The sequence below is a fragment of the Kitasatospora sp. NPDC043950 genome, assembly GCF_056435345.1.
Genome location: NZ_JBWKER010000031.1, coordinates 16,691 through 36,477 on the forward strand (window position 1 = coordinate 16,691; position 19,787 = coordinate 36,477).

At 72.5% G+C, this 19,787-nt stretch carries 22 protein-coding genes; 11 read left to right on the forward strand and 11 right to left on the reverse strand.

Annotated elements, in window-relative coordinates:
* Positions 1-7 precede the first annotated feature (7 nt).
* On the reverse strand, positions 8-838 hold the full coding sequence (locus AC07BF_RS21395; protein WP_363580750.1) for a tryptophan 2,3-dioxygenase: 831 nt from the start codon (positions 836-838) through the stop codon (positions 8-10).
* Positions 839-1,053: 215 nt separating this feature from the next.
* On the opposite strand from AC07BF_RS21395, the gene AC07BF_RS21400 reads away from it, so the two are divergent.
* The gene (locus AC07BF_RS21400; RefSeq protein WP_063347413.1) at positions 1,054-1,497 is read left to right on the forward strand and encodes an Lrp/AsnC family transcriptional regulator; all 444 of its coding nucleotides are present in this window, start codon (positions 1,054-1,056) and stop codon (positions 1,495-1,497) included.
* A gap of 100 nt (positions 1,498-1,597) precedes the next feature.
* Complete coding sequence (locus tag AC07BF_RS21405; protein WP_363580752.1) at positions 1,598-2,143, forward strand: NADPH-dependent FMN reductase; 546 nt, start codon at positions 1,598-1,600, stop codon at positions 2,141-2,143.
* Between the two features lie 31 nt (positions 2,144-2,174).
* On the opposite strand, the gene AC07BF_RS21410 is transcribed toward AC07BF_RS21405, so the two are convergent.
* Positions 2,175-2,807, reverse strand: coding sequence for a MarC family protein (locus AC07BF_RS21410; protein ID WP_363580754.1), 633 nt, complete (start codon positions 2,805-2,807; stop codon positions 2,175-2,177).
* A gap of 200 nt (positions 2,808-3,007) precedes the next feature.
* Between AC07BF_RS21410 and AC07BF_RS21415 the strand changes: the two genes are divergently transcribed.
* The 3 genes from AC07BF_RS21415 (at position 3,008) to AC07BF_RS21425 (ending at position 6,545) form a co-directional block, all read left to right on the forward strand.
* Positions 3,008-3,568, forward strand: coding sequence for a DoxX family protein (locus AC07BF_RS21415; protein ID WP_363580756.1), 561 nt, complete (start codon positions 3,008-3,010; stop codon positions 3,566-3,568).
* Between the two features lie 151 nt (positions 3,569-3,719).
* Positions 3,720-4,352 (forward strand): hypothetical protein, encoded by a 633-nt coding sequence (locus AC07BF_RS21420; RefSeq protein ID WP_363580758.1) that lies wholly within the window; start codon positions 3,720-3,722, stop codon positions 4,350-4,352.
* Between the two features lie 363 nt (positions 4,353-4,715).
* On the forward strand, positions 4,716-6,545 hold the full coding sequence (locus AC07BF_RS21425; protein ID WP_363580760.1) for a glycosyl hydrolase family 18 protein: 1,830 nt from the start codon (positions 4,716-4,718) through the stop codon (positions 6,543-6,545).
* Positions 6,546-6,690: 145 nt separating this feature from the next.
* Here AC07BF_RS21425 and AC07BF_RS21430 read toward each other — a convergent pair whose 3' ends face one another.
* Positions 6,691-7,251: a MarR family winged helix-turn-helix transcriptional regulator gene (locus AC07BF_RS21430; protein WP_363580762.1), complete on the reverse strand. Its 561-nt coding sequence runs from the start codon at positions 7,249-7,251 to the stop codon at positions 6,691-6,693.
* Between the two features lie 146 nt (positions 7,252-7,397).
* Here AC07BF_RS21430 and AC07BF_RS21435 point away from each other — a divergent pair, with 146 nt between their 5' ends.
* The 4 genes from AC07BF_RS21435 to AC07BF_RS21450 all read left to right on the forward strand — a co-directional run bounded on the left by AC07BF_RS21435 (position 7,398) and on the right by AC07BF_RS21450 (position 12,159).
* A complete protein-coding gene (locus AC07BF_RS21435) occupies positions 7,398-8,702 on the forward strand; it encodes an MFS transporter (RefSeq protein WP_363580764.1) in 1,305 nt (434 codons plus the stop codon).
* Positions 8,703-8,870: 168 nt separating this feature from the next.
* Positions 8,871-10,487: a dolichyl-phosphate-mannose--protein mannosyltransferase gene (locus AC07BF_RS21440; RefSeq protein WP_363628611.1), complete on the forward strand. Its 1,617-nt coding sequence runs from the start codon at positions 8,871-8,873 to the stop codon at positions 10,485-10,487.
* 50 nt (positions 10,488-10,537) lie between these two features.
* The gene (locus AC07BF_RS21445) at positions 10,538-11,254 is read left to right on the forward strand and encodes an ABC transporter permease (RefSeq protein ID WP_478333785.1); all 717 of its coding nucleotides are present in this window, start codon (positions 10,538-10,540) and stop codon (positions 11,252-11,254) included.
* Positions 11,255-11,568: 314 nt separating this feature from the next.
* A complete protein-coding gene (locus tag AC07BF_RS21450) occupies positions 11,569-12,159 on the forward strand; it encodes a TMEM165/GDT1 family protein (RefSeq protein WP_350878273.1) in 591 nt (196 codons plus the stop codon).
* A 17-nt stretch (positions 12,160-12,176) separates the two neighbouring features.
* Here the strand turns inward: AC07BF_RS21450 and AC07BF_RS21455 are convergent, their stop codons facing one another.
* Positions 12,177-13,319 carry a peptidoglycan-binding domain-containing protein gene (locus AC07BF_RS21455; protein WP_478333769.1) on the reverse strand — a complete coding sequence of 381 codons (1,143 nt, stop codon included), beginning with the start codon at positions 13,317-13,319 and terminating at the stop codon, positions 12,177-12,179.
* Between the two features lie 403 nt (positions 13,320-13,722).
* Here AC07BF_RS21455 and AC07BF_RS21460 point away from each other — a divergent pair, with 403 nt between their 5' ends.
* Positions 13,723-15,795: an MFS transporter gene (locus tag AC07BF_RS21460; protein ID WP_363580769.1), complete on the forward strand. Its 2,073-nt coding sequence runs from the start codon at positions 13,723-13,725 to the stop codon at positions 15,793-15,795.
* Here AC07BF_RS21460 and AC07BF_RS21465 read toward each other — a convergent pair.
* Together AC07BF_RS21465 and AC07BF_RS21470 are read right to left on the reverse strand one after the other, a co-directional pair.
* A complete protein-coding gene (locus tag AC07BF_RS21465) occupies positions 15,792-16,844 on the reverse strand; it encodes a S41 family peptidase (protein WP_478316175.1) in 1,053 nt (350 codons plus the stop codon). The two genes, AC07BF_RS21460 and AC07BF_RS21465, sit on opposite strands and share 4 nt — an antisense overlap.
* Positions 16,845-16,893: 49 nt before the next feature.
* Entirely contained in the window at positions 16,894-17,406 is a 513-nt protein-coding gene (locus AC07BF_RS21470) for a MarR family winged helix-turn-helix transcriptional regulator (RefSeq protein ID WP_478333770.1), read from the reverse strand.
* A 63-nt stretch (positions 17,407-17,469) separates the two neighbouring features.
* Here AC07BF_RS21470 and AC07BF_RS21475 point away from each other — a divergent pair, with 63 nt between their 5' ends.
* Complete coding sequence (locus AC07BF_RS21475) at positions 17,470-17,880, forward strand: cupin domain-containing protein (RefSeq protein WP_363628603.1); 411 nt, start codon at positions 17,470-17,472, stop codon at positions 17,878-17,880.
* Between the two features lie 83 nt (positions 17,881-17,963).
* Here AC07BF_RS21475 and AC07BF_RS21480 read toward each other — a convergent pair whose 3' ends face one another.
* The 5 genes from AC07BF_RS21480 to AC07BF_RS21500 all read right to left on the reverse strand — a co-directional run bounded on the left by AC07BF_RS21480 (position 17,964) and on the right by AC07BF_RS21500 (position 19,718).
* Positions 17,964-18,152 carry a hypothetical protein gene (locus AC07BF_RS21480; RefSeq protein WP_363580777.1) on the reverse strand — a complete coding sequence of 63 codons (189 nt, stop codon included), beginning with the start codon at positions 18,150-18,152 and terminating at the stop codon, positions 17,964-17,966.
* Positions 18,153-18,715: 563 nt separating this feature from the next.
* Entirely contained in the window at positions 18,716-18,925 is a 210-nt protein-coding gene (locus AC07BF_RS21485) for a DUF397 domain-containing protein (RefSeq protein WP_400805518.1), read from the reverse strand.
* 58 nt (positions 18,926-18,983) lie between these two features.
* A complete protein-coding gene (locus tag AC07BF_RS21490) occupies positions 18,984-19,190 on the reverse strand; it encodes a hypothetical protein (RefSeq protein WP_478333771.1) in 207 nt (68 codons plus the stop codon).
* 176 nt (positions 19,191-19,366) lie between these two features.
* Positions 19,367-19,507 carry a hypothetical protein gene (locus tag AC07BF_RS21495; RefSeq protein WP_363580782.1) on the reverse strand — a complete coding sequence of 47 codons (141 nt, stop codon included), beginning with the start codon at positions 19,505-19,507 and terminating at the stop codon, positions 19,367-19,369.
* A gap of 19 nt (positions 19,508-19,526) precedes the next feature.
* Positions 19,527-19,718 (reverse strand): hypothetical protein, encoded by a 192-nt coding sequence (locus AC07BF_RS21500; protein WP_478333772.1) that lies wholly within the window; start codon positions 19,716-19,718, stop codon positions 19,527-19,529.
* Positions 19,719-19,787 lie beyond the last annotated feature (69 nt).

Genomic DNA, 19,787 nt, shown 5'->3' on the forward strand with positions numbered 1-19,787 from the left:
CCCTCGTTCACAGCTCGTCCCGGATCGTCCACAGCTCCGGGAACACGTCCTGCTCGGCGGACCTGCGCAGCCAGCTCAGCCCGCTGGAGCCGCCCGAGCCGGGCTTGCCGCCCATGGTCCGCTTGACCGCGGACAGGTGGCGCTGGCGCCAGCGGGTGACCCGCTCGGCGACGTCCAGCAGCGCCTCGGCGAGCGGCCGCAGTCCGGCGTGCTCCGGGTCGGTGTAGACCAGGCGCCAGGCCGCGGCGACCTCGTCGCTGGCGCGGTAGCGCTCCTCGGAGGGCTCCGGGCGCAGCGGCAGGCCGCGCCGTGCCAGCAGGGCCAGCGCGTCGTCGTACAGGCCGGGGGAGCGCAGCGCCTCGGTCAGCTCGGCCTGCGTCCGCGGCATCCCGTCGTACATCGTGAGCAGTGCGGCGTTCTTGTTGCCGAGCAGGAACTCCAGGTGCAGGAAGGCCGCGGACTGGAAGCCGGAGGCCTGGCCGAACGCCGCGCGGAAGCCGTTGAACTCCTGCGGCGTCATGGTGGCCAGCAGGTCCCAGGACTCCACCAGCACGTCCTGCACGTGGGTGCCGCGCCGCAGCGCGGCCAGTGCGGCGGGCAGGTCGTCCTCGCGCAGCGCGCGCTGGGCGAGCGTCCACTCGTGCCGCAACAGGTCGAACAGCAGCTCCATCACCTGCGTGGTGACGATGAACGACAGCTCGGCCGGCACCTTGCTGCGCGGGTGCTGCAGGCTGTGCAGCTCGTCCAGGCACACGTAGCGGGCGTACGGGGTGCCCCGATCCGGCTCCCCGCGCCGACCGAACGACAGGCTGGGCGTCTCCACCGTGTCGTGCCCCATCCCGATTCCTCCTGATCCACCCGGGCCCGTCGCCCGGACCGGCGACCAGACGGATGGCCTGGTTCCACCGGGGTGCCCATTGTGCGGCGGTGCGACCCCCCGGTTGAATGGTCGACGGACACCGCAACCGCGATCCGGGCTGTTGTTCGCGAGGCGTTCGGCCGATTCGCTTTACGATCGCGAAACCACCCGTTCCAGTCACTCCGGGAGCCGCCATGGACGCCGTCGACCGCCGCCTGCTGGCCGAGTTGCAGACCGACGCCAGGCTCTCCTACAACGAACTCTCCCGCCGGGTGAGCCTGTCCGCACCCGCGGTGGCCGAACGGGTCCGCCGACTGGAGTCCGACGGCGTGATCACCGGGTACCACGCCCACGTGGACCTCAGCCGGGCCGGACTGCCGATCACCGCGCTGGTCCAGATCCAGTGCTACGGCCCGCGCTGCGTGCTGCGCGACCCCCAGGTGGCTGCCTGGCCGGAGGTGCTCCAGTTGCACCGGGTCACCGGAGGGGCCTGCTGCGCGCTGCTGGTCGCGGTGCCCACGATGGCCGATTTCGAGGCCCTGTGCGACCGGCTCGGCGGCTACGGCCAGCCGTCCAGCTCGATGATCCTCTCCAGCCCGGTGCCCTGGCGGCCGGTGGTCGCGCCCGCCGGGGCGTAGGAGCCGTAGCGCCACAGCGCCACAGCGCCACAGCGCCACAGCGCGATGGCGCCGTCGCGACCGCAGTGCGGCCCGGGGCCGGAACGGTAGGTTCCTCGGCATGCCGAACGAGCGCCACATCCTGCTGCTGCCCGGGAGCCTGCGGGCCGGTTCCGCCAACGAGACGGTGCTGCGCACCGCCGCCGCCGTGGCCGCCGCCACCCCGGGCCTGCGGGCCACCTACTACGCGGGGCTGGCCGGCCTGCCGCACTTCAACCCGGACCACGACACCGACCCGCTGCCCGGGCCGGTGGCCGCCCTGCGCGCCGCCGTCAGGGCCGCCGACGCGCTGCTGGTCTGCACCCCCGAGTACGCCGGGACGCTGCCCGGCTCCTTCAAGAACCTGCTGGACTGGACGGTCGGCGGGACGGAGATCGCGGACAAACCCGCCGGCTGGATCAACGCGGCGGGCCCGGGCCGGGGCCAGGGCGCCGAGGCCACCCTGCGCACCGTCCTCGGTTACACCGGCGCGGCGGTGGTGGACGGGGCCTGCGTCCGCATCCCGCTGGACCGCGGGGCGGTCGGCCCGGACGGGCTGGTCGCCGATCCGCTGGTGCGGGAGCGGATCGGCGAGGTGCTGGCCCGGCTGGCGGCGGCCGCGGCCTGACGGGTGGCGGTCTGACGGGCGGCGGCCGGGCTCAGTGCCCTTCGGGCAGGTGGACCCCGAGCCCGGCCAGGCCGGTCAGGAACAGCTCCACGCCGACCGCCGCCAGCAGCAGCCCGAGCAGCCGGGAGAGCACCTCCAACGAGGTGCGGTGGGTGCGCTGCATCAGCGGCGCCAGCAGAGCCACGCAGACGTAGTTGATCACCACGACCGCGAGGTAGGCCCCGCCGATGGTGGCCTTCCAGCTCCAGTCGTTGCGGGCGAGCGAGGCGACCAGCACGGCGGTGACCGCGAGCGGGCTGGCGATGTACGGCAGCAGCAGTTCGCGGATGCCGTCCACCATCGGGTTCGGCAGGTGGTCGTCGTCCTCGTTCTCGCCGCCGAGGTGGACGCCGAAGACCAGCGCGACCGCGTAGATGAAGAAGATCGTCCCGCCCGCGAGCTGCAGCGACTGGTCGCTGATGTGGAAGAGCGTGGTGACCTCGTCCGCGGTGAAGCCGAGCACCAGGCCGATCACCGCCGAGATGATCGTGCTCCACGCCGCCAGCCGTCGCAGTTCCCGGGTGCTCCGGGTGGAGGCCAGCCGGGCGAAGGCCAGCAGGACCTTGGGCGGGCCGACCACGGCGAAGAAGGTGATGAAGGCGCTGCTCAGATTGAAGACGAACATGCGCCAAGCATGACCGCGGTGGCCGGTGCGGCCGCTCCGCCACGCCACGCCCCGCGGTCGGGCGTGGCGTGAATCTCGCCGGGGAGCGGTTCATTCCCGGTCGCCGACGAATTCGCCCGGATGGCCGTCCTGGCTCGAACGGGTGCGCGCTCTCGGCTCCCATGGAAGTCGGATCACCTCCCCGGGAACGAGGATGCGACATGTGTCTGAACCGTAAGGACCTGGGCCTGCTGGCCCTGCGCGGCGCGGTCGGCGGGGTGCTGATCGCGCACGGCACCCAGAAGCTGTTCGGCTGGTTCGGCGGCGGAGGCCTGGAGGGCACCGCCCAGGCGATGGAGCACATGGGCTTCCACCCGGGCCGGCAGAGCGCCATCGCGGCGGGCGCCGGTGAGGCGGGCGGCGGCGTGCTGCTGGTCGCCGGGCTGGCCACCGGCGCGGCCGGCGCGGTGGTGGCCGGGACGATGGCCGGCGCGGTGGCGGTGCACGCCCCCGGGGGCTTCTTCGCGACCTCCGGCGGCTACGAGTACCCGGCCTTCCTCGGCGCGGCCGGGCTGGCGCTCGGCCTGGCCGGTCCGGGGCGGTACTCGCTGGACCACCTGACCTGTCACGTCCTCGACCAGCCGTGGATGGGCCTGGTGGCCTTCGCGGGGTCCGTCGCCGGGGCGTACGGCGTGGTGGCGCGGCGCCGGCACGTGGTGCGGCTGCGCGAGGAGCGGGCCGCGATGGAGGCGGACGAGCAGGAGGGCTCGGGGCTGTCCTGACGCGCCGGCGGCCCCCGGGCGGCCCTCGCCGGCCTGCTCGCCCCGGTCACCCGGAGGCACCAGTCCTGCTGGCGGCCCCCGGGCGGCCCTCGGAGGGTGGTCGGGAAGGCGTGCCGGGCAGCCCGGCGCCGGGGCAGAAACGAGGGACCGCATGGACCGCCTGGACCGCATGGACCGCCAGCCGCTCACCCGGATCGGTTCGAGGCCGCGGATCACCGCGCGGCAGCTGGACGCGCCGGTGCGCCGCCAACGCCGGGCGGTGGCCGGGGTGTTGGCCGCCACCATGGTCGCCGCGGCGGCGCTGGCGGGCTGCTCCTCCGGAAAGAGCGCGAGCAGCGTGGCCACCTCGGCCTCCGCCGCGATCGAGCGGGGCGCCTCGGCCGCGGCCTCCGCCGCCTCGGCGCTGGCCTCGGTGGCGGGCGGGGCGGGGGCGGTGATCGCCTCGGCGGAGGCGCGGGCCTCGGCGGCGGTGTCGGCGGCCTCCTCGGCGGTCTCCGGGATCAAGGGCGGGCTGGACGCCAAGGGGGACGTGGCCGTCGGGGCGGTGAGCACCGGCTCGGACGGCAGGGCGCAGGTGGAGCTGACCGTCACCAACCACGGGCAGCAGTCGTACCGGTACGTGATCCAGGTCGACTTCACCGACGACTCCGGCACGGTGCAGGACGCGACCGCGGTGACGGTCCAGGACGTGGCGGCCGGCCGGAGCGCCCAGGCCACCGCGCGCAGCAACCGGGACCTCTCGGGCAGCCTGAAGGCCGTGGTGGCGAACGCGCTGCGCTACTGACTTCCCCGCCACTGACTTCCCCCACTGACTTCCCGCTGCTGGCTCGCAGGTCAGCGCGGGTGCCGGGCGGGGGCCGAACCTTAAGCGCGGCTCAAGGCCCAACGGGACCCCTTGACGGGGGAGTTGGTCTAGTCCATTTTTATTGCCCAGGTGCAGGGAGCCCCTGAACCGGCGTCAACGGCCTCGTGCCGCGGGCGCCGGTTCGGCACATCCCGGTGTCCGTCCAGGCCCGATCCCGCTGATCCCGCTCGATTCCCCGCACGATTCCCCGCACTGAGCTGTCATGTCCCGGTCGCCCGACCCCACCTCGGGCGCACCCCCACGGGACGACGGAAAACCCCCACAACCAGGAGTCACGCACCCATGCTGCGTTCACGCATTGAAAGGGCCGGGACCCCGGCTCCGACGGGCGGCCGTCGACGCCGCCCGAAGAGCCTGGCCGCCGTCGCGGCCGGCACCGCCGCCTCCGTGCTGCTCGGCGCGGGCCTCGCGCTGACCGGCGGCGCCGCGGCCAACGCCGCGACCACCAACACCACCGGCGCGGCCGCCACCAGCGGCGGCATCAAGGTCGCCTACTACGACCAGTGGTCGGTCTACGCCAACGCGTACTACCCGAAGACGATCCAGGACACCGGCGTGGCCGGGAAGCTCGACTACCTGATCTACGACTTCGCGAACATCCACCCGACCGACCTGGGCTGTTTCGAGGCGACCAAGGCCGCCGACACGAACGACAACAACCCCAACGCGGGTGACGGCGCGGCCGACGCGTTCGCCGACTACCAGAAGAGCTTCGGCGCGGACATCTCGGTCGACGGCGTCGGCGACGTCTGGAACCAGCCGATCGCGGGCAACTTCAACCAGCTGAAGAAGCTGAAGGCGAAGAACCCCAACCTCAAGATCCTGCTCTCGATCGGCGGTTGGACCTACTCCAAGTACTTCTCGCCGGCCTCCGCCACGGACGCCTCGCGCAAGCACCTGGTCTCGTCCTGCCTCGACATGTTCATCAAGGGCAACCTCCCGAGCGACGCCGGCTACGGCGGCCCGGGCTCCGGCGCCGGCATCTTCGACGGCATCGACATCGACTGGGAGTACCCGGGCGGCGGCGGCCACACCGGCAACATCTCCAGCCCGGCCGACAAGCAGAACTTCACGGCGCTGCTGAAGGAGTTCCGCACCCAGCTGGACGCCCAGGGCAAGGCCGACAACAAGACCTACGCCCTGTCGGCGGCGGTCGGCGCCGGCCAGGACAAGATCATGAACGTCGAGACCGACAAGATCGGTCAGTACCTCACCTTCCTCGACGTCATGACCTACGACATGCACGGCGGCTGGGACGCCCAGGGGCCGACCAACCACCAGGCCGCGCTCTACGCGGGCCCGAACGACCCGTCGACCCCGGTCAAGCCGGGCCACGGCAAGTACTCGATCGACAACGCCATCAAGGCGTGGACGGTCGGCGACGCGGACTACGGGATCCCCGGCGGCTTCCCCGCCAACAAGATCAACATGGGTGTGCCGTTCTACTACCGCGGCTGGACCGGCGTCCAGAACAACGGCAAGAACGGCCTGTTCCAGCCCGCCGCCAGCCCGGCGACCGGCGCGGCGATGTCCGGCAACGTCCCCGGCATCCAGATGTACAAGGAGCTCGCGGGCTTCGTCGACAACCCGTCCAGGACCTTCTGGGACGACGACGCCAAGGCCACGTACTTCTACGACGGCAACACCTTCTGGAGCGGTGAGGACACCCGGTCGATCCAGGCCAAGCTCGACTACGCGCACTGCAACGGCCTCGGCGGCTCCTTCGCCTTCTCGCTGTACGACCTGGGCACCAAGACCGGCCTGTTCGACACGATGGTGAACGCCACCAACGGCTCCGCCGCCGGTTGCCCGGCCCCGCCGACCGGCACCCCGAGCAGCACGGCGACCCCGACCCAGACCCCAACCGGCACGCCCACGGGCACGCCGACCGGCACCCCCACGGGTACCCCGACCGGTACCCCCACCGGCACCCCGACCTCGCCGGCCGGCTGCCCGGCCGCCCCGAGCTGGGACGCCAACACCACCTACGCGGCCGGCGGCACCAAGGTCTCGTGGAAGGGCCACTACTACACCAACAAGTGGTGGACCAAGGGCGATGACCCGAGCCAGAGCGGCCAGTGGGGCGTCTGGACCGACAACGGCGCCTGCTGACCCCTCGGGCGGCACGGACTGAGGGCCTGACGGACCCTCGCAGCACCTGAACCAAGCGGTCCGGCCCGCCGGGGGAGCACCCCCGGCGGGCCGGACTCGTTGCGTTTCGGGGGCGCGACCCGGGGGCGCGACCCGGGCGCGCGGCTCAGGCCAGGTCGGCGGTGCGCCCGAGCGCGTCCGGCTGGCTCTCCTCGATCCGCCGCAGCATCCGCGCCAGCATCGCGGACAGCACGGCCCGCTCCTCGCCCGTGACGTCCTGGAGCAGCTCCTCCTCGAACACCGCCGCCATCCGCATCGACTCCAGCCACTTGTCGCGGCCGTTCTCGGTCAGCTCGATGATCACCCGGACCCGGTTGGTCTCGTCGCGCTCCCGGGTGACGAGGTCCTCGGTCACCATCCGGTCGATCCGGTGCGTCATCGCGGCCGGGGTGAGCCCGAGCCGCTTGGCCAGCTCGCCCGGTCCGAGCTGGTACGGGCTGCCGGAGACCACCAGTGCCTTGAGCACCTCCCACTCGGCGGCCGTGATTCCCAGCACAGTCAGCTGCCGGTCGTAGGCCACGCCCATCCGCCGGGCGACCCGGGACAGGGTCTGCACGATGGTCTCCACCTGGGGGTCGACGGTGGGGAATTCCCGCTGGTAGACGGCCACCTGCTCGGTGATGCCGAGCTCCCTGGCGGTGGCCGGCGGGGGCTTGTCCGTAGTCATGCGGACCAGTGTCGCACGGGGGCGTGCATCTCTTAAGCCTTTGACTCCACACTCTTCCAGTGCTAAGAATTTATCTTGTCAAACTTTAGCTCTGAAATCTTCTGGACTTAAGAGTATCCAGTTGAATCCAGGAAGGGATGTGCACGGTGACCGGCACGGTGAAGCAGCAGGGGCGGCAGCGACGCGGGGCGGGCGGCCCGCTGCGCCGCGTCCAGATCGGCAACGCGCTCAGCGCGTTCGGCAGCGGCTTCACGATGCCGTACATGTTCGTGTACGTGGACCAGGTGCGCGGGCTGGGTTCGCTGGCGGCCGGGATGGTGTTCACCGTCTTCGCGCTGGCGGCGCTCGCCGTCCTGCCGTTCACCGGTCGCGGCATCGACAGGTACGGCCCCCGTCCGGTCCTGCTGGCCGGTACGGCGCTCGCCGCCACCGGCGCGTTCGCCTTCGGCCACGCCACCGGCACCCCGGCCCTGCTGGTCTCCTCCTTCCTGTTCGGCGCGGGTGTCACCACCTGCCAGCCGGCGCTCGCCACGATGATCGTCCGCTGCTCGACGGCCGCGACCCGCTCGCACGCCTTCGCGCTCCAGTTCACCCTGGTCAACCTGGGCATGGGCATCGGCGCCCTGGTCGGCGGCCAGATCGTGAACGTCGCCGACCCGGCCAGCCTCACCCGGCTGTTCACCATCGAGGCGGCGACCTTCCTCGGCCTGGCCCTGGTCACCGGCACCGCCCGGATGCCGGCCAACCCGCTGATCCCGCTCCAGGAGAAGAGCGACGGCCCGACCGGCCTGCGCGCGCTGGTCGCCGACAAGGCGATGCTGCGGCTCTGCGTGCTCGCCGGGCTGATCTTCTTCACCTGCTACGGCCAGTTCGAGTCCGGCGTCGCGGCCTTCGCCACCGACACCGTCGGCACCGCGCCCTCCACCCTGGGCTTCGCGATCGGCGCCAACGCGCTGACCATCGTCGTCCTGCAGATGTTCATGGTGCGGATCACCGCGCGCCGCCGCCGCACCACCGCGATGGCCGCGGCCGGCGTGGTCTGGCTCGGCGCCTGGGCGATGGCCCTGGTGGCCGGCCTGATCCGGACCGAGACCATGGCCGCCACGGTCGCGATCGTCTCGATCTACGCCCTGTTCGGCGTCGGCGAGTCGCTGCTCGCGCCCACCATGGGCCCGATCGTCGCCGACCTCGCCCCGGCCCGGCTGCTCGGCACCTACAACTCCGGGTACGCCCTGGTGAAGCAGATCGCCATCGCGGTCGGCCCGGCCGTCGGCGTGCTGCTGGTCGGCTCCGGCACCTGGCCGCTCTACCTCGCGGCCATGGCGGGCTCCACGCTGCTGGTCGTCGTCCTGGCGCTGCGGCTGCGCCCGTACCTCACGCCGGAGCAGGACAACGCGGCCCCGGCCGTGGTCCGCACCACGGTCGTCCGGGAGTTGCAGACGGCGGCGTGACCGCCGATCGAACAGGCGTGTCGACGGGCGCCGACCGGGTCACCTGGTCGGCGCCCGTCGCGCTTGGCTTCGCGACCACCGCCACATAGTGTCAGTGGCTGTTGGCCGCCCGGCCCGGTCGGTACAGGAGACCCGGCCGGCACAGGAGACAGGCGAATCGGCGAGGCAATGACGCAAGCGGCGCTCACGCACCCCCCGGCGGCCCAGGCCCCGGCCCCCGCCGCCCCGGCACCGGCCCGGGGCCGGCTGCTCCGCCTGCCGGCCGACTGGTCCGGCTGGCTCGGGCCGATCGGCGTCGCGCTCTTCGCGGGCCTCCTGCGGTTCTGGAACCTCGGCTACCCCAACGCCTTCGTCTTCGACGAGACGTACTACCCCAAGGACGCCTGGTCGTTGCTGCGGCAGGGCTACGAGGGCAGCTGGCCGGACCACGCCAACGCCGACGTCCTGGCCGTCCCGCAGCACATCCCGCTCACCTCCGCGCCCGAGTTCATCGCCCACCCGCCGCTCGGCAAATGGGTGATGGCGATCGGCGAACAGCTGTTCGGCCTGCACCCCTTCGGCTGGCGGTTCATGACCGCCCTGCTCGGCACCGTCACCGTGCTGATGCTCGCCCGGATCGGCCGCCGGCTCTTCGGCTCCACCCTGATCGGCTGCACCGCGGCCCTGCTGATGGCCGTCGACGGCCTCCAGCTGGTGATGAGCCGGGTCGGGCTGCTCGACGGCATCCAGATGTTCTTCGTGCTCGCCGCCTTCGGCAGCCTCCTGATCGACCGCGACCACGTCCGCGCCCGGCTGGCCGGCGTCACCGACGGCGACCGCGTCCGGCTCGGCCTGCGGCCCTGGCGGATCGCCGCCGGGGTGCTCCTCGGCGCCGCCTGCGCCGTCAAGTGGAACGGCGCGATGATCCTCGCCGCCTTCGGCCTGCTGACCGTCCTGTGGGACCAGTCCGGCCGCCGCGGGGCCGGCGCCCGCCGCCCGTGGCGCTCGATGCTGCGCCGCGACGCCGTCCCCGCCTTCCTCGCCATGGTCGGCTCCGCCCTGGTGGTGTACGTCGGCGCCTGGGCCGGCTGGCTCGCCGGCGGCGGCAACGGCGAGGGCGGGTACGACCGGCACTGGGCCGACGGCCGCCCCGGCCTGTCCCCGGACACCTTCCTCGGCGTCCCGCTGCCGCAGGTGTCGATGAGCTGGGTGCCCGCGCCGCTGCGCAGCCTGTGGCACTACCACTCGCAGATGTACGACTTCAACACCGGGCTGAGCACCCCGCACACCTACCAGTCCAACCCCTTCAGCTGGCTGGTCGTCGGCCGCCCCGTCTCCATGTACTGGGAGCAGGTCCCGAACGGGCAGCACGGCTGCACCGCCACCGGCGGCTGCGCGTCCCAGATCCTCGGCCTCGGCACCCCGCTGCTCTGGTGGACGGCCTGCTTCGCCCTGGTCTACCTGCTGTGGCGCTGGTTCTTCCGCCGGGACTGGCGCTCGGGCGCCGTGCTGTGCGCCGTCGCCGGGATCTACCTGCCCTGGTTCCAGTACCAGGAGCGGACCGTCTTCTCCTTCTACATGGTCGTCCTGGTGCCGTTCCTGTGCCTGGCCGTCGCGCAGATGCTCGGGGCGATCCTCGGCCCGGCCGGATGCAGTCCCGAACGCCGCCGGATCGGCGCGGCCGGCGCCGGGCTGATCGTGCTCGCCATCGTCGCCTGCTTCGCCTTCTTCTACCCGCTGTACACGGCGGAGGTGATCCCGATGACGTCCTGGCAGGACCGGATGTGGTTCACCAGCTGGATCTGACACCGGTGACCCTGTCCGCCGCGGGCGGCCAGCTGCTACCCGTCACCCCGATGCTCGGGGTGGTCACCGCCGCCCTGCTGCTGGCCGCCGTCGCGGTCGCCGGCCGGGGCCTGCTCGGCCACGGGCACGCGGTGCTGCGGGCCGGACTGCGCGCGGTGGTGCAACTGGCCGCCGTCGCCGCGGTGATCAGCTGGGTGGTCGGCTCGCTCTGGTGGTCGGCGCTGTTCGTGCTGCTGATGTTCACCGTCGCGGCGCGCACCGCCGGGCGGCGGATGACCCCCGGCCCCGGCTGGGTCTGGGCGGCCGCGCCGATCGGCGCCGGCGTGCTGCCGGTGCTCGCCCTGCTGCTGGCCGTCGGGCTGCTGCCGGCCAAGGGCCTGTCCGTCATCCCCGTCGCGGGCATCCTGATCGGCGGCGCGCTCACCGCCACCTCGCTGGCCGGGCGGCGCGCCCTCGACGAGCTGCGGCAGCGCCGCGGCGAGGTGGAGGCGGCCCTGGCGCTCGGCTTCGAGGACCGCGACGCCCGGCTGGAGATCTGCCGCACCGCCGCCGCGACCTCGCTGGTGCCCGCCCTCGACCAGACCCGGACGGTCGGCCTGGTCACCCTCCCCGGCGCCTTCGTCGGCATGCTGCTCGGCGGCGCCTCGCCCGTCCAGGCGGGGGCGGTGCAGCTGTTCGTGCTGGTCGGGCTGCTGGCGGTGGAGTCGGTGGCGATCGTGGTGGTGCTGGAGCTGGTCGGCCGGGGGCTGGTGAACGCGGGCTGGTGAGCGTGGGTTGGTGAGCGTGGGTTGGTGAGCGTGGGGTACCGGGCCGGGGCGGGTGCCGGATGGGGGGCGGGGACCGGGCCGCCTTGGGCACCGGACGCGGTCGGGTACCCTTGAGCACGTTGAAGGGGAGTAGCCCTCCACCGGACCGTCGACATACTGGCCCTCACGGGCCCGGCGCCCGGGGCACCCGATCCTCCGGGGTCGGTGCCGGCGAGACCTTCGGCCGCAGTGCTGTGACCATGACCAGTGCTGTCGGGCCGAAGCGTCCCCTGACGGACCTGCGGAGGCCGGGCAGCCCGACCGAGGGACCCTTTCTGATGAGTTTGACCGTGGCCGCGCTGACGTTCGGCATCATCTTCCTGGCCGAACTGCCGGACAAGACCGCGCTGGCCAGCCTCGTACTCGGCACCAAGTACCGTGCCAGCTACGTCTTCGCGGGTGTCGCCGCCGCGATGGGCGTTCAGGTCGTCCTCGCCCTCGCCGCCGGGCACCTGCTCTCGCTGCTGCCGCACCGCTGGGTGGAGGGCGTCACCGGCGTGCTGTTCCTGGCCGGCGCGGCCATGCTGCTGTTCCACGGCGGGGGCGACGACGAGGAGGGGCACGCCGCCAAGGAGCCGTCCTCGAACAGCTTCTGGAAGGTGGCCGGGGCCAGCTTCGTGGTCGTCGCGGTCGCCGAGTTCGGCGACCTGACCCAGATCATGACCGCCAACCTGGCCGCCAAGTACGCCGATCCGCTGGCCGTCGGCCTCGGCGCCTGGCTGGCGCTGTGCGCGGTCGGCGGGCTCGCCATCGTGGGCGGGCAGAAGCTGCTCAAGTACGTGCCGATGAAGCTGATCATCCGGGTCGCGGCGGCGATCATGGTGGTGCTGGCGGGCATCAGCATCTTCGGGGCGATCACCGGCTGACCCCTTGTTCGCGGGGCTCAGCAGCCCGGGTCGGCCTCCAGGGCGGCCCGGGTCTTCGGGCCGTAGACGTAGGTCTCGCCCTTGATCCGGTTGCTGGTCTGGTAGTCGCCGAGCACCGACCTGGTCCAGAAGTCGAAGGTGCCAGTGATCATCGACTTGTCGACGTATCCGCACTCGGCCGCCCACAACCGCTGCTGCATGTCCTTGACGTCGGCGCCGGTCATCCCCATCTGGAGCACCCGGGTGGTCGGGGTCGGCGTCGGGGTGGGGGTCGGCGTCGGAGTCGGCGTGGGCGTCGCGGTGGTGGGGGTGGGCGTGGGTGTCGGGGGCGCGGTCGGGGCGGAAGCCGGGGCCGGGGGAGCGGCGGCCGGGGCCTGGGTGGTCGGCGTCGGCGCCGGGGTGGCCGTCTTCGTCGGGCTCGGCTTGCGGGTGGGGGACGACGTCGGACTCGGCGCCTCGCTGGTCGGCGGCGGGGTGGCCGGGTCCGTCGGTGCCGGGGCGGTCGGCTCCACCGGCGCGGGCGCCAGGGTGGTGGGCAGCGGCTGCGCCTGCCGGGTCGTCGGCGCGGGCGAGGGCGTCACCGCGTACGCGATGCCGATGGTGAGCGCGACCAGGCCGGCGCCCACCCCGGCCAGCAGCAGCTTGTGCCGGGCCAGCGGGTTCTGCGTGGCCTGCTCGGCGGCTCTGCGCGCGGCCCGGCCGCCGACGGGCTCCGGCTCGGGCCCGGGCGTCGCGTGGTCGAAGGGGAAGACTCCGAGGTCGCCGCCGGACGCGGCCTGCGGGGCCGTCGCCACCGCGTAAGCGCCCGGCCCGGAGGCGGGCACCGGCGGCAGCACGGTGGTGGCGTAGGCGTCGGCGTCCGGCCCCAGCGGGGGAACCACGGGCGGGGCAGCGGCGGGCGGGGGCGCGGCGGGGTGGACGGGGGTCGGCTGTCCCGGGGCGACCGGCGGCAGGACGGCGGTCGCGAACGGGTCGACGGCGGGGACGTCCGCCACGGGCTCCTCGGCGACCTGGCCGACCGCCTGCGGCACGTACGGGCGGACCAGCGGCGGGCCTTCGAGGTGCGGGAGGACGGCCGTCTCGGTGAGGCTCGGGTCCGGGACGCAGCCGCACCCGGTGGAGCGTGCGGTGCCGCACGTCGGGCAGTGCTGGTCCGGCATCGGCCGGTCCTCCTCGGTTCTCGGGCGGTCTCCGTGCCCCGGGGCGGTTCCCGGGCTCACGATCGCGCCTGATTATGCAGGACGTCCCGGAGGGGGGACAGGGGCGTCCGGACCCGGGCGGGGGTGTTGTGCCGGTTGGTGGCGGTTGTCTCCCGAGGAACGGTCGGGGGGCGGCGGATGTCCCCGGTGCCGGCGGCGGGGTCGGTGCGGTGGGTGTGGTCGGCTCGGCTCGGTGCGTCCTGGGTCGGCAGGCCCGGAGGGTCCGCTCGGGCAGGCCCGGAGGCTACGTTCGGCTCAATCCGAGGGAGCAAACCGGGGCATTTCTGACAGCATGGTGAGCTGGGAGTGATCATCCGCACGGGCCCGCCGCCTCGGCCGGGGCCCGCGACCCTACGGAGCCGCCATGACGGACTCGCGCGCCGCGTCCGACCGCAGCCCGGCGTACGAGCCCGGCCCGCCGGAGGTCACCGCCCCCAACCTCTGGGTGCCGATCGGGGCCCTGCTGCTGGCGATGCTGCTCGCCGCCCTCGACCAGACCATCGTCTCCACCGCGCTGCCCACCATCGTCAGCGACCTCGGCGGCCTGGACCACATCTCCTGGGTGGTCACCGCCTACCTGCTGGCCTCCACCGCCGCCACCCCGCTCTGGGGCAAGCTCGGCGACATGTACGGCCGGAAGCGCTTCTTCCAGGCCTCCATCGTGATCTTCCTGCTCGGCTCCGTACTCTGCGGCATCGCCCAGAACATGGGCGAACTCATCGCCTTCCGCGCGCTGCAGGGCCTGGGCGGCGGCGGGCTGATCGTGCTCACCCAGGCCATCGTCGGCGACCTCGTCTCCCCCCGGGACCGCGGCAAGTACCAGGGCCTCTTCGGCGCCGTCTTCGGCGTGACCAGCGTCCTCGGGCCGCTGCTCGGCGGCCTGTTCGTCGACAACCTCAGCTGGCGCTGGGTCTTCTACATCAACCTGCCGATCGGCATCGTCGCCCTGGTGGTGATCGCCGCCGTCCTGCACGGCCAGGAGGTCAGGCGCCGGCACCGGATCGACTACCTCGGCACCGTGCTGATCGCCGCCGTCGCCACCTGCCTGGTGCTGATGACCTCCCTCGGCGGCACCACCTGGGGCTGGACCTCCTGGCAGATCGTCGGGCTCGGCGTGCTCGGCCTGGTGCTGCTGCTCGCCTTCGTCCTGGTCGAGCGGACGGCCAGCGAACCGGTGCTGCCGCTGCGGCTGTTCCGCTCCCGGACGTTCAGCCTGGTCGCGGTGATCTCCTTCGTGGTCGGCTTCGCGATGTTCGGCGCCCTCACCTACCTGCCGACCTTCCTCCAGGTCGTCATGCAGGTCTCGCCCACCCTGTCCGGCATCCACATGCTGCCGATGGTGCTCGGCATGCTGCTCACCTCGATCGGCTCCGGCCAGATCGTCGCCCGCACCGGCCACTACCGGATCTTCCCGATCGCCGGGACGGCCGTCACCACCGTCGGCCTGCTGCTGCTCTCCCGGCTCGACGAGCACAGCAGCACCACGGAGATGAGCCTCTACTTCCTGGTCTTCGGCCTCGGGCTGGGCCTGGTCATGCAGGTACTGGTGCTGATCGTGCAGAACTCCGTCGGCTACCAGGACCTCGGCGTCGCCACCGCCGGCGCCACCTTCTTCCGCTCCATCGGCGCCTCCTTCGGCGTCTCCATCTTCGGCACCCTGTTCGCCAGTGGGCTGCGCGACCGGCTCGCCGACGCCCTCACCGGCCTGCCGCTGCCGCCTGGCTTCCACCCCGAGGCCATCACCTCCGACCCACGGGTGATCACCCGGCTGCCCGCCGTCGCGCAGGAAGCCGTCCACCACGCGTACGCCGAGTCGATCACCAGGGTGTTCCTGTACGCGGTGCCCGTCGCGATGGTCGCCTTCGTGCTGTCACTGTTCCTGCGCGAGCAGAAGCTGCGCTCCACCGCCACCGCGCCCGACCTGAGCGGATCCATCGGCCTCAACCCCGTCCAACGCTCGTCGCTGGACGAGATCGCCCGCGCGCTCTCGGTGCTGAGCTCCCGCGAGGCCCGGCGCGACCTCTTCCGGCGGATCACCGAGGGGGCCGGGCTGGACCTCCAACCCGCCTCCAGCTGGCTGCTGTTGCAGATGCACCACCACGGCTCGGTCGAGCCGGCCGAACTCGCCGAACGGCGGATCATCCCGATCGCCGTCATCGAGAGCGCCGTCCGGGAAGTCGAGGGCCGGGGCCTCGCCGTCCGCAGCGGCGGGCTGCCGCTACGGCTCACCGAACCGGGGGCGGAGGCGGCCGTCAAGCTGGTCGCCGCCCGGCGCTCGCAACTCGCCGACCTGCTCGGCGACTGGGACGAGCAGCAGTACGCCGACCTCGCCGACCTGCTCACCCGCCTCAGTTCCACCCTCTGCGCCGACCGGCGCGACCGCCCCGACCGACCGGCCCACGAGCCGCCGTACCGGGGCGAGGGGCGGTCGTTCTAGCCCGCCTCGCAGGGGGTCTGGTGGGAGAGCCAGGTGACGGCGGCGGCGAGCGTGGGGTCGTCGTCCTTGCGGGGGTCGGCCGTTTCGACCGCCTCGTCCGGCTCGATCGGGCCCTCGTGCACCCTGCCGGTGCGGTCGGCCTCGGCGGCGCCGGTGAGCAGCAGGACGGCGCCGTCCGACAGCCGGTGGGCGGCGTTGCCGGTGGGCACCCCGTAGGTGGGCTGGCCGAAGCTGCGGGTGGCCGGGCGGCCGATGAAGGCGATGGCGACCGCCTCGCCCGCGCTGCCGGTCGCGCGGCCGGTGAGGACGGCGACGGGCGTTCCGGGCGTCTTGTCGTGGTGGGTGGGCGCCTTGTCGTGCTGGGTGGCGGGGGAAGCCTGCGGGGCGTCGTCCAGGTACGGCACGCCGTCGCGGACCGACCAGGTGCTGCGGGTGCCGTCCGCGGTGACGAAGGCGCCCAGCGGGCCGTCGCCGAGGACCGGCGCCGCGACGGCCAGCGGGGCCCACATTCCGCCCCCGGTCTCGTTGCGCAGGTCCACCACCCAGCCGCAGGCGCTCGCTTCGGCGACGGCGGCGCGGCCGCGGGTGACGTACTCGGCGTAGGTGCGCTCCGATCCGTTCACCGCCGGGAGGGTCAACTGGGCTATTCGGCCGGGGAGTTGCCGGGTGGTCGGGGCGTTCACTGCCTCCGGGTCGGCGTCGACCCTCGCCGCCTGGTCGGGCGGGTAGAAGCGGCTGTGGTGGTCGTCGAGGGCGGTGACGGCGGCCCTGATCGCGGTGTGGGTGTCGGCCGGGGTGCGGGCCGTGGCCGCCTGGGCGAAGGCCTGGGTGCGGAGCTTCGGCCAGTCCACCTTCGCGGTGTTGAGGGACTTCTGCTGGATGAGGTCCAGGGCCTCGGAGAGGTAGCCGCGGGCCTCGGGGGACATGTGCTCGGGGGCTGGTGATTCGGGGGTCGGTGACTCGGGGGCCGGTGACTCGGGGGCCGGCGAGGAGCACGCCGCGAGCACCAGTACGGCCGCCGCCGCAACCGTCCGTCCCAGCCGCCTCATCCGCTGCCCCCTCCGCTTGCCCCTGGTTCGTGTCGCTCCTGATCCTCCCTCACGGACTCCCGAACCAGCGAGGGGTGTCGAGGCGGAACGGGTCGCCGGGGGCGAGCAGGCGCAGGGCCGTCTCCACCTCGCGCAGGCGCTCCTCGCCCAGGGTGGCGGACCACTCGGCGCGCAGCTCGTCGAAGATCCGGGCCGACCGGACCAGGCAGTCCACCCCGCGGGCGGTCAGCCGGACCACCTTGCGGCGGGCGTCGGCCGGGTCGCCGCCGCGCTCGACGTAGCCGAGCTGCTCCAGGTTCTCGATGGTCTTGCCGGCGGCCTGCTTGGAGACGCCGAGTCGGCGGCCGAGTTCGACGGCGGTGGTGCCGTGCGGTCCGATCGCCTGGAAGACGAAGCCGTGCATGGGCCGCAGGTCGGGGTGGCCCTCGCGGGCGATGCGCTCGTGCAGCTCGTCGATGATCGTCCGGAAGGCGAGCAGCAGGCGCAGCGGCAACTCGAAGCCGGGCGGGGCGGGTTCGCTCGTGGGTGCGCTGGTGGGTGTGCTCGCGGGCTCGCTTGACATAGGTAGACAACCTCATTGACCATATAGACAATGCCATTGACCATCTTAGGAGGTTCCCTCGCCATGCCCGTGATCCGCCACGCCGACGCCCGTCGCACCGAGACGCCGAACGCCGTCATGACCACCTACGCCTCACCCACCCAGGGCTCAACCGCCCTCGCCCTGTGGCAGGTCGACATGACGGCCGGAAAGAGCGGCCCGCTGCACGCCATGGACGTCGAACAGATCTGGACGCTGCTCACCGGCACCGCCACCGTCACCCTCCCCGACGGCCCGGTGCCCCTCACCGCCGGCGACACCCTCGTCCTCCCCGCCGACCTCGCCCGCCAGATCACCACCGCCGACGGCTTCACCGCCATCGTCGCCGGACCGTCCCCCGCCCACGCCTACAACCCCGACGCCGTCACCCCCGAAGGCGCCTGCGGCCTCGCCCCCCGCGACGCCGAGCGCCTCCTCCCGCCGTGGATCGCCTGACCGCGAGGCGGTCCGGCGGTCCGGGCACGGGTGCGGGGACGGTCGAGGGCCTACCCCTGACCGTCCCCGCCCGGTCCTCGCCGCTACTTCCGGTCGTCGATGTCGTCCTGGAGGTCGTCCAGGTTCTGCTGACCCTGCTGTTGGCCCTGCTGCTGGGTCTGGGCGGCCTTCTGCTGGGCGTCGTCCCCCTTCGGGGGCTTGCTGCCGAGGCGCGACTTCGCCTCCTCCTCCAACTGCTCGGCCTTGTCCCGGAACTTGTCGCCGATACCCATGGCTGTGCCCCATTCGGTTGGATTTCGGGTTCTCCAACCAGGCTTGCACGCACCTTCTCCGCCTGCACTTCGGGCAAGTTGCCGCAGAGCGTCACGATCGACAGGCCCCGGATCGCCCGACCCGCGCGGTGTGAGGTGTAGGAGACTGCTGACCGCAGACAGTCACCGGACCGGCGGCCGCACCCGCGGCCCCGGCGGAGCAGAAGGAGCGGCATGTCTGTCGTCAAGATCAACGAATGTGTCAAGCCACTCACATAAGCTGCACGGCCGTCGAGGGAACTGTCGCCGAACGGCGAAGCTCCGCCCATGCGTCACGGGGGACGATGCATGGACGGGGCTGTTTTCGGGGTCATGCGGGCGTGGACTGCCCACCGTTGCTACCCGGGTGGTCGTTCGGGTCGTGCCTTCTCGGCCGGTAGGGCCGATTCTTGGGCGTGTACCGGTACGGATCCGGTCGATCCGGGTAGACGGTCACCCACTGGTCGCACCGGAAGCAGAAGCCTTGGCCTGTCTCCGGGTCGAACGCGACGGGCTGATCACACAGCGGACAGTCCACTACTCTCCTACGCGCTCAGGTCGAACTCCCCGCACTTGACGGCGTAGGTGAACTCCGCCCACGCCTCACGGGTCATGGTGACCACCTCACCGGGCCGCTCGCTGTCGCGCAAGGCGACGACGCCGGGGATGTTGGTGGCCACCTGCGGGCACGCCTTGCGCACCGTGTTCTGGCACGCCGCGATGGTGACGAACTCGAATTCGGGACGGGCGGTCATTGCACTGTCCTCTCTCTCGATCTTCCCTTGCGGTCCCCACCCTCTTGGAGTGGGAGTCTCAAATCCCCCAGCGGGAGCGGGCGTTGGCGATCGCCGTCGCGATCCTGAGGCGGGCCATGGTCGGCGAGTCGGGGACGGGCCCCAAGGGCGGCAAGGCGTCCTCCTCGGCGCTGTCCTGGTCGCCTTGGTCAACCGGGTACGGCACTGGTTCGCCCAGGAAACTCGTCCAGTCCGGCGGCAGGTACTCCGGCTCACTCGTCGGCATCGTGCACTACCAGGCATTCGCTGTCCGCGATGTGCTGCGCCCGCCTACGCGCCAAGTTCCGCGCGATCGTGGGGAAATCCTCGGCCGGGTACTGCGCTTGCGCGAAGTCGAAGTACTGGCAGCCGGGGCACTGATCAGCGTTTGGGGCGGGCGTGTCCGGTCTCCGCCGAGCGATCTCACGAAGCGACACGCGCCACCGCCTTGCAGATGAGTTCGTGCGCCAGGCGGCGAAGTTCGATCTCGCGCAGCACCGACTGATCCGGAAGCTGGGGCGACTCCGCGAACGCGTGGTCGATCTTGTCGAAGGATGCGCACACGGCACACCTCGGCCGGCTGTCAGGCGGCGCCACTGGTCACGTCCTCCCACCCCAGCGGGGCGTGCTTGAAGGGGTCCGGGGGACGCCGGTCGTCGTCCGCCTTGGCCTCGCGGTAGTCGGCGCGGCAAGCGGCGATCAAGGCCGGGCTGGCGCGCTTGCCGGGCGGTCGCCTGTGTCGATCGGCCTCGTGGTCCTCGCGTGTCATCGTCACCGCTCTCCGACTCCGATTCCGTGGTCCTCCGACTGTCAGCAGGCTGATCGTGCCCCGACCTTGTGAGCC

Excerpts from the sequence above, each read along its gene's own strand:
- AC07BF_RS21395 (WP_363580750.1), bottom strand. The coding sequence starts at position 838 with ATGGGGCACGACACGGTGGAGACGCCCAGCCTGTCGTTCGGTCGGCGC.
- AC07BF_RS21400 (WP_063347413.1), top strand. The coding sequence starts at position 1,054 with ATGGACGCCGTCGACCGCCGCCTGCTGGCCGAGTTGCAGACCGACGCC.
- AC07BF_RS21405 (WP_363580752.1), top strand. The coding sequence starts at position 1,598 with ATGCCGAACGAGCGCCACATCCTGCTGCTGCCCGGGAGCCTGCGGGCC.
- AC07BF_RS21410 (WP_363580754.1), bottom strand. The coding sequence starts at position 2,807 with ATGTTCGTCTTCAATCTGAGCAGCGCCTTCATCACCTTCTTCGCCGTG.
- AC07BF_RS21415 (WP_363580756.1), top strand. The coding sequence starts at position 3,008 with ATGTGTCTGAACCGTAAGGACCTGGGCCTGCTGGCCCTGCGCGGCGCG.
- AC07BF_RS21420 (WP_363580758.1), top strand. The coding sequence starts at position 3,720 with ATGGACCGCCTGGACCGCATGGACCGCCAGCCGCTCACCCGGATCGGT.
- AC07BF_RS21425 (WP_363580760.1), top strand. The coding sequence starts at position 4,716 with ATGCTGCGTTCACGCATTGAAAGGGCCGGGACCCCGGCTCCGACGGGC.
- AC07BF_RS21430 (WP_363580762.1), bottom strand. The coding sequence starts at position 7,251 with ATGACTACGGACAAGCCCCCGCCGGCCACCGCCAGGGAGCTCGGCATC.
- AC07BF_RS21440 (WP_363628611.1), top strand. The coding sequence starts at position 8,871 with ATGACGCAAGCGGCGCTCACGCACCCCCCGGCGGCCCAGGCCCCGGCC.
- AC07BF_RS21445 (WP_478333785.1), top strand. The coding sequence starts at position 10,538 with ATGCTCGGGGTGGTCACCGCCGCCCTGCTGCTGGCCGCCGTCGCGGTC.
- AC07BF_RS21455 (WP_478333769.1), bottom strand. The coding sequence starts at position 13,319 with ATGCCGGACCAGCACTGCCCGACGTGCGGCACCGCACGCTCCACCGGG.
- AC07BF_RS21460 (WP_363580769.1), top strand. The coding sequence starts at position 13,723 with ATGACGGACTCGCGCGCCGCGTCCGACCGCAGCCCGGCGTACGAGCCC.
- AC07BF_RS21465 (WP_478316175.1), bottom strand. The coding sequence starts at position 16,844 with ATGAGGCGGCTGGGACGGACGGTTGCGGCGGCGGCCGTACTGGTGCTC.
- AC07BF_RS21470 (WP_478333770.1), bottom strand. The coding sequence starts at position 17,406 with ATGTCAAGCGAGCCCGCGAGCACACCCACCAGCGCACCCACGAGCGAA.
- AC07BF_RS21475 (WP_363628603.1), top strand. The coding sequence starts at position 17,470 with ATGCCCGTGATCCGCCACGCCGACGCCCGTCGCACCGAGACGCCGAAC.
- AC07BF_RS21480 (WP_363580777.1), bottom strand. The coding sequence starts at position 18,152 with ATGGGTATCGGCGACAAGTTCCGGGACAAGGCCGAGCAGTTGGAGGAG.
- AC07BF_RS21485 (WP_400805518.1), bottom strand. The coding sequence starts at position 18,925 with ATGACCGCCCGTCCCGAATTCGAGTTCGTCACCATCGCGGCGTGCCAG.
- AC07BF_RS21490 (WP_478333771.1), bottom strand. The coding sequence starts at position 19,190 with ATGCCGACGAGTGAGCCGGAGTACCTGCCGCCGGACTGGACGAGTTTC.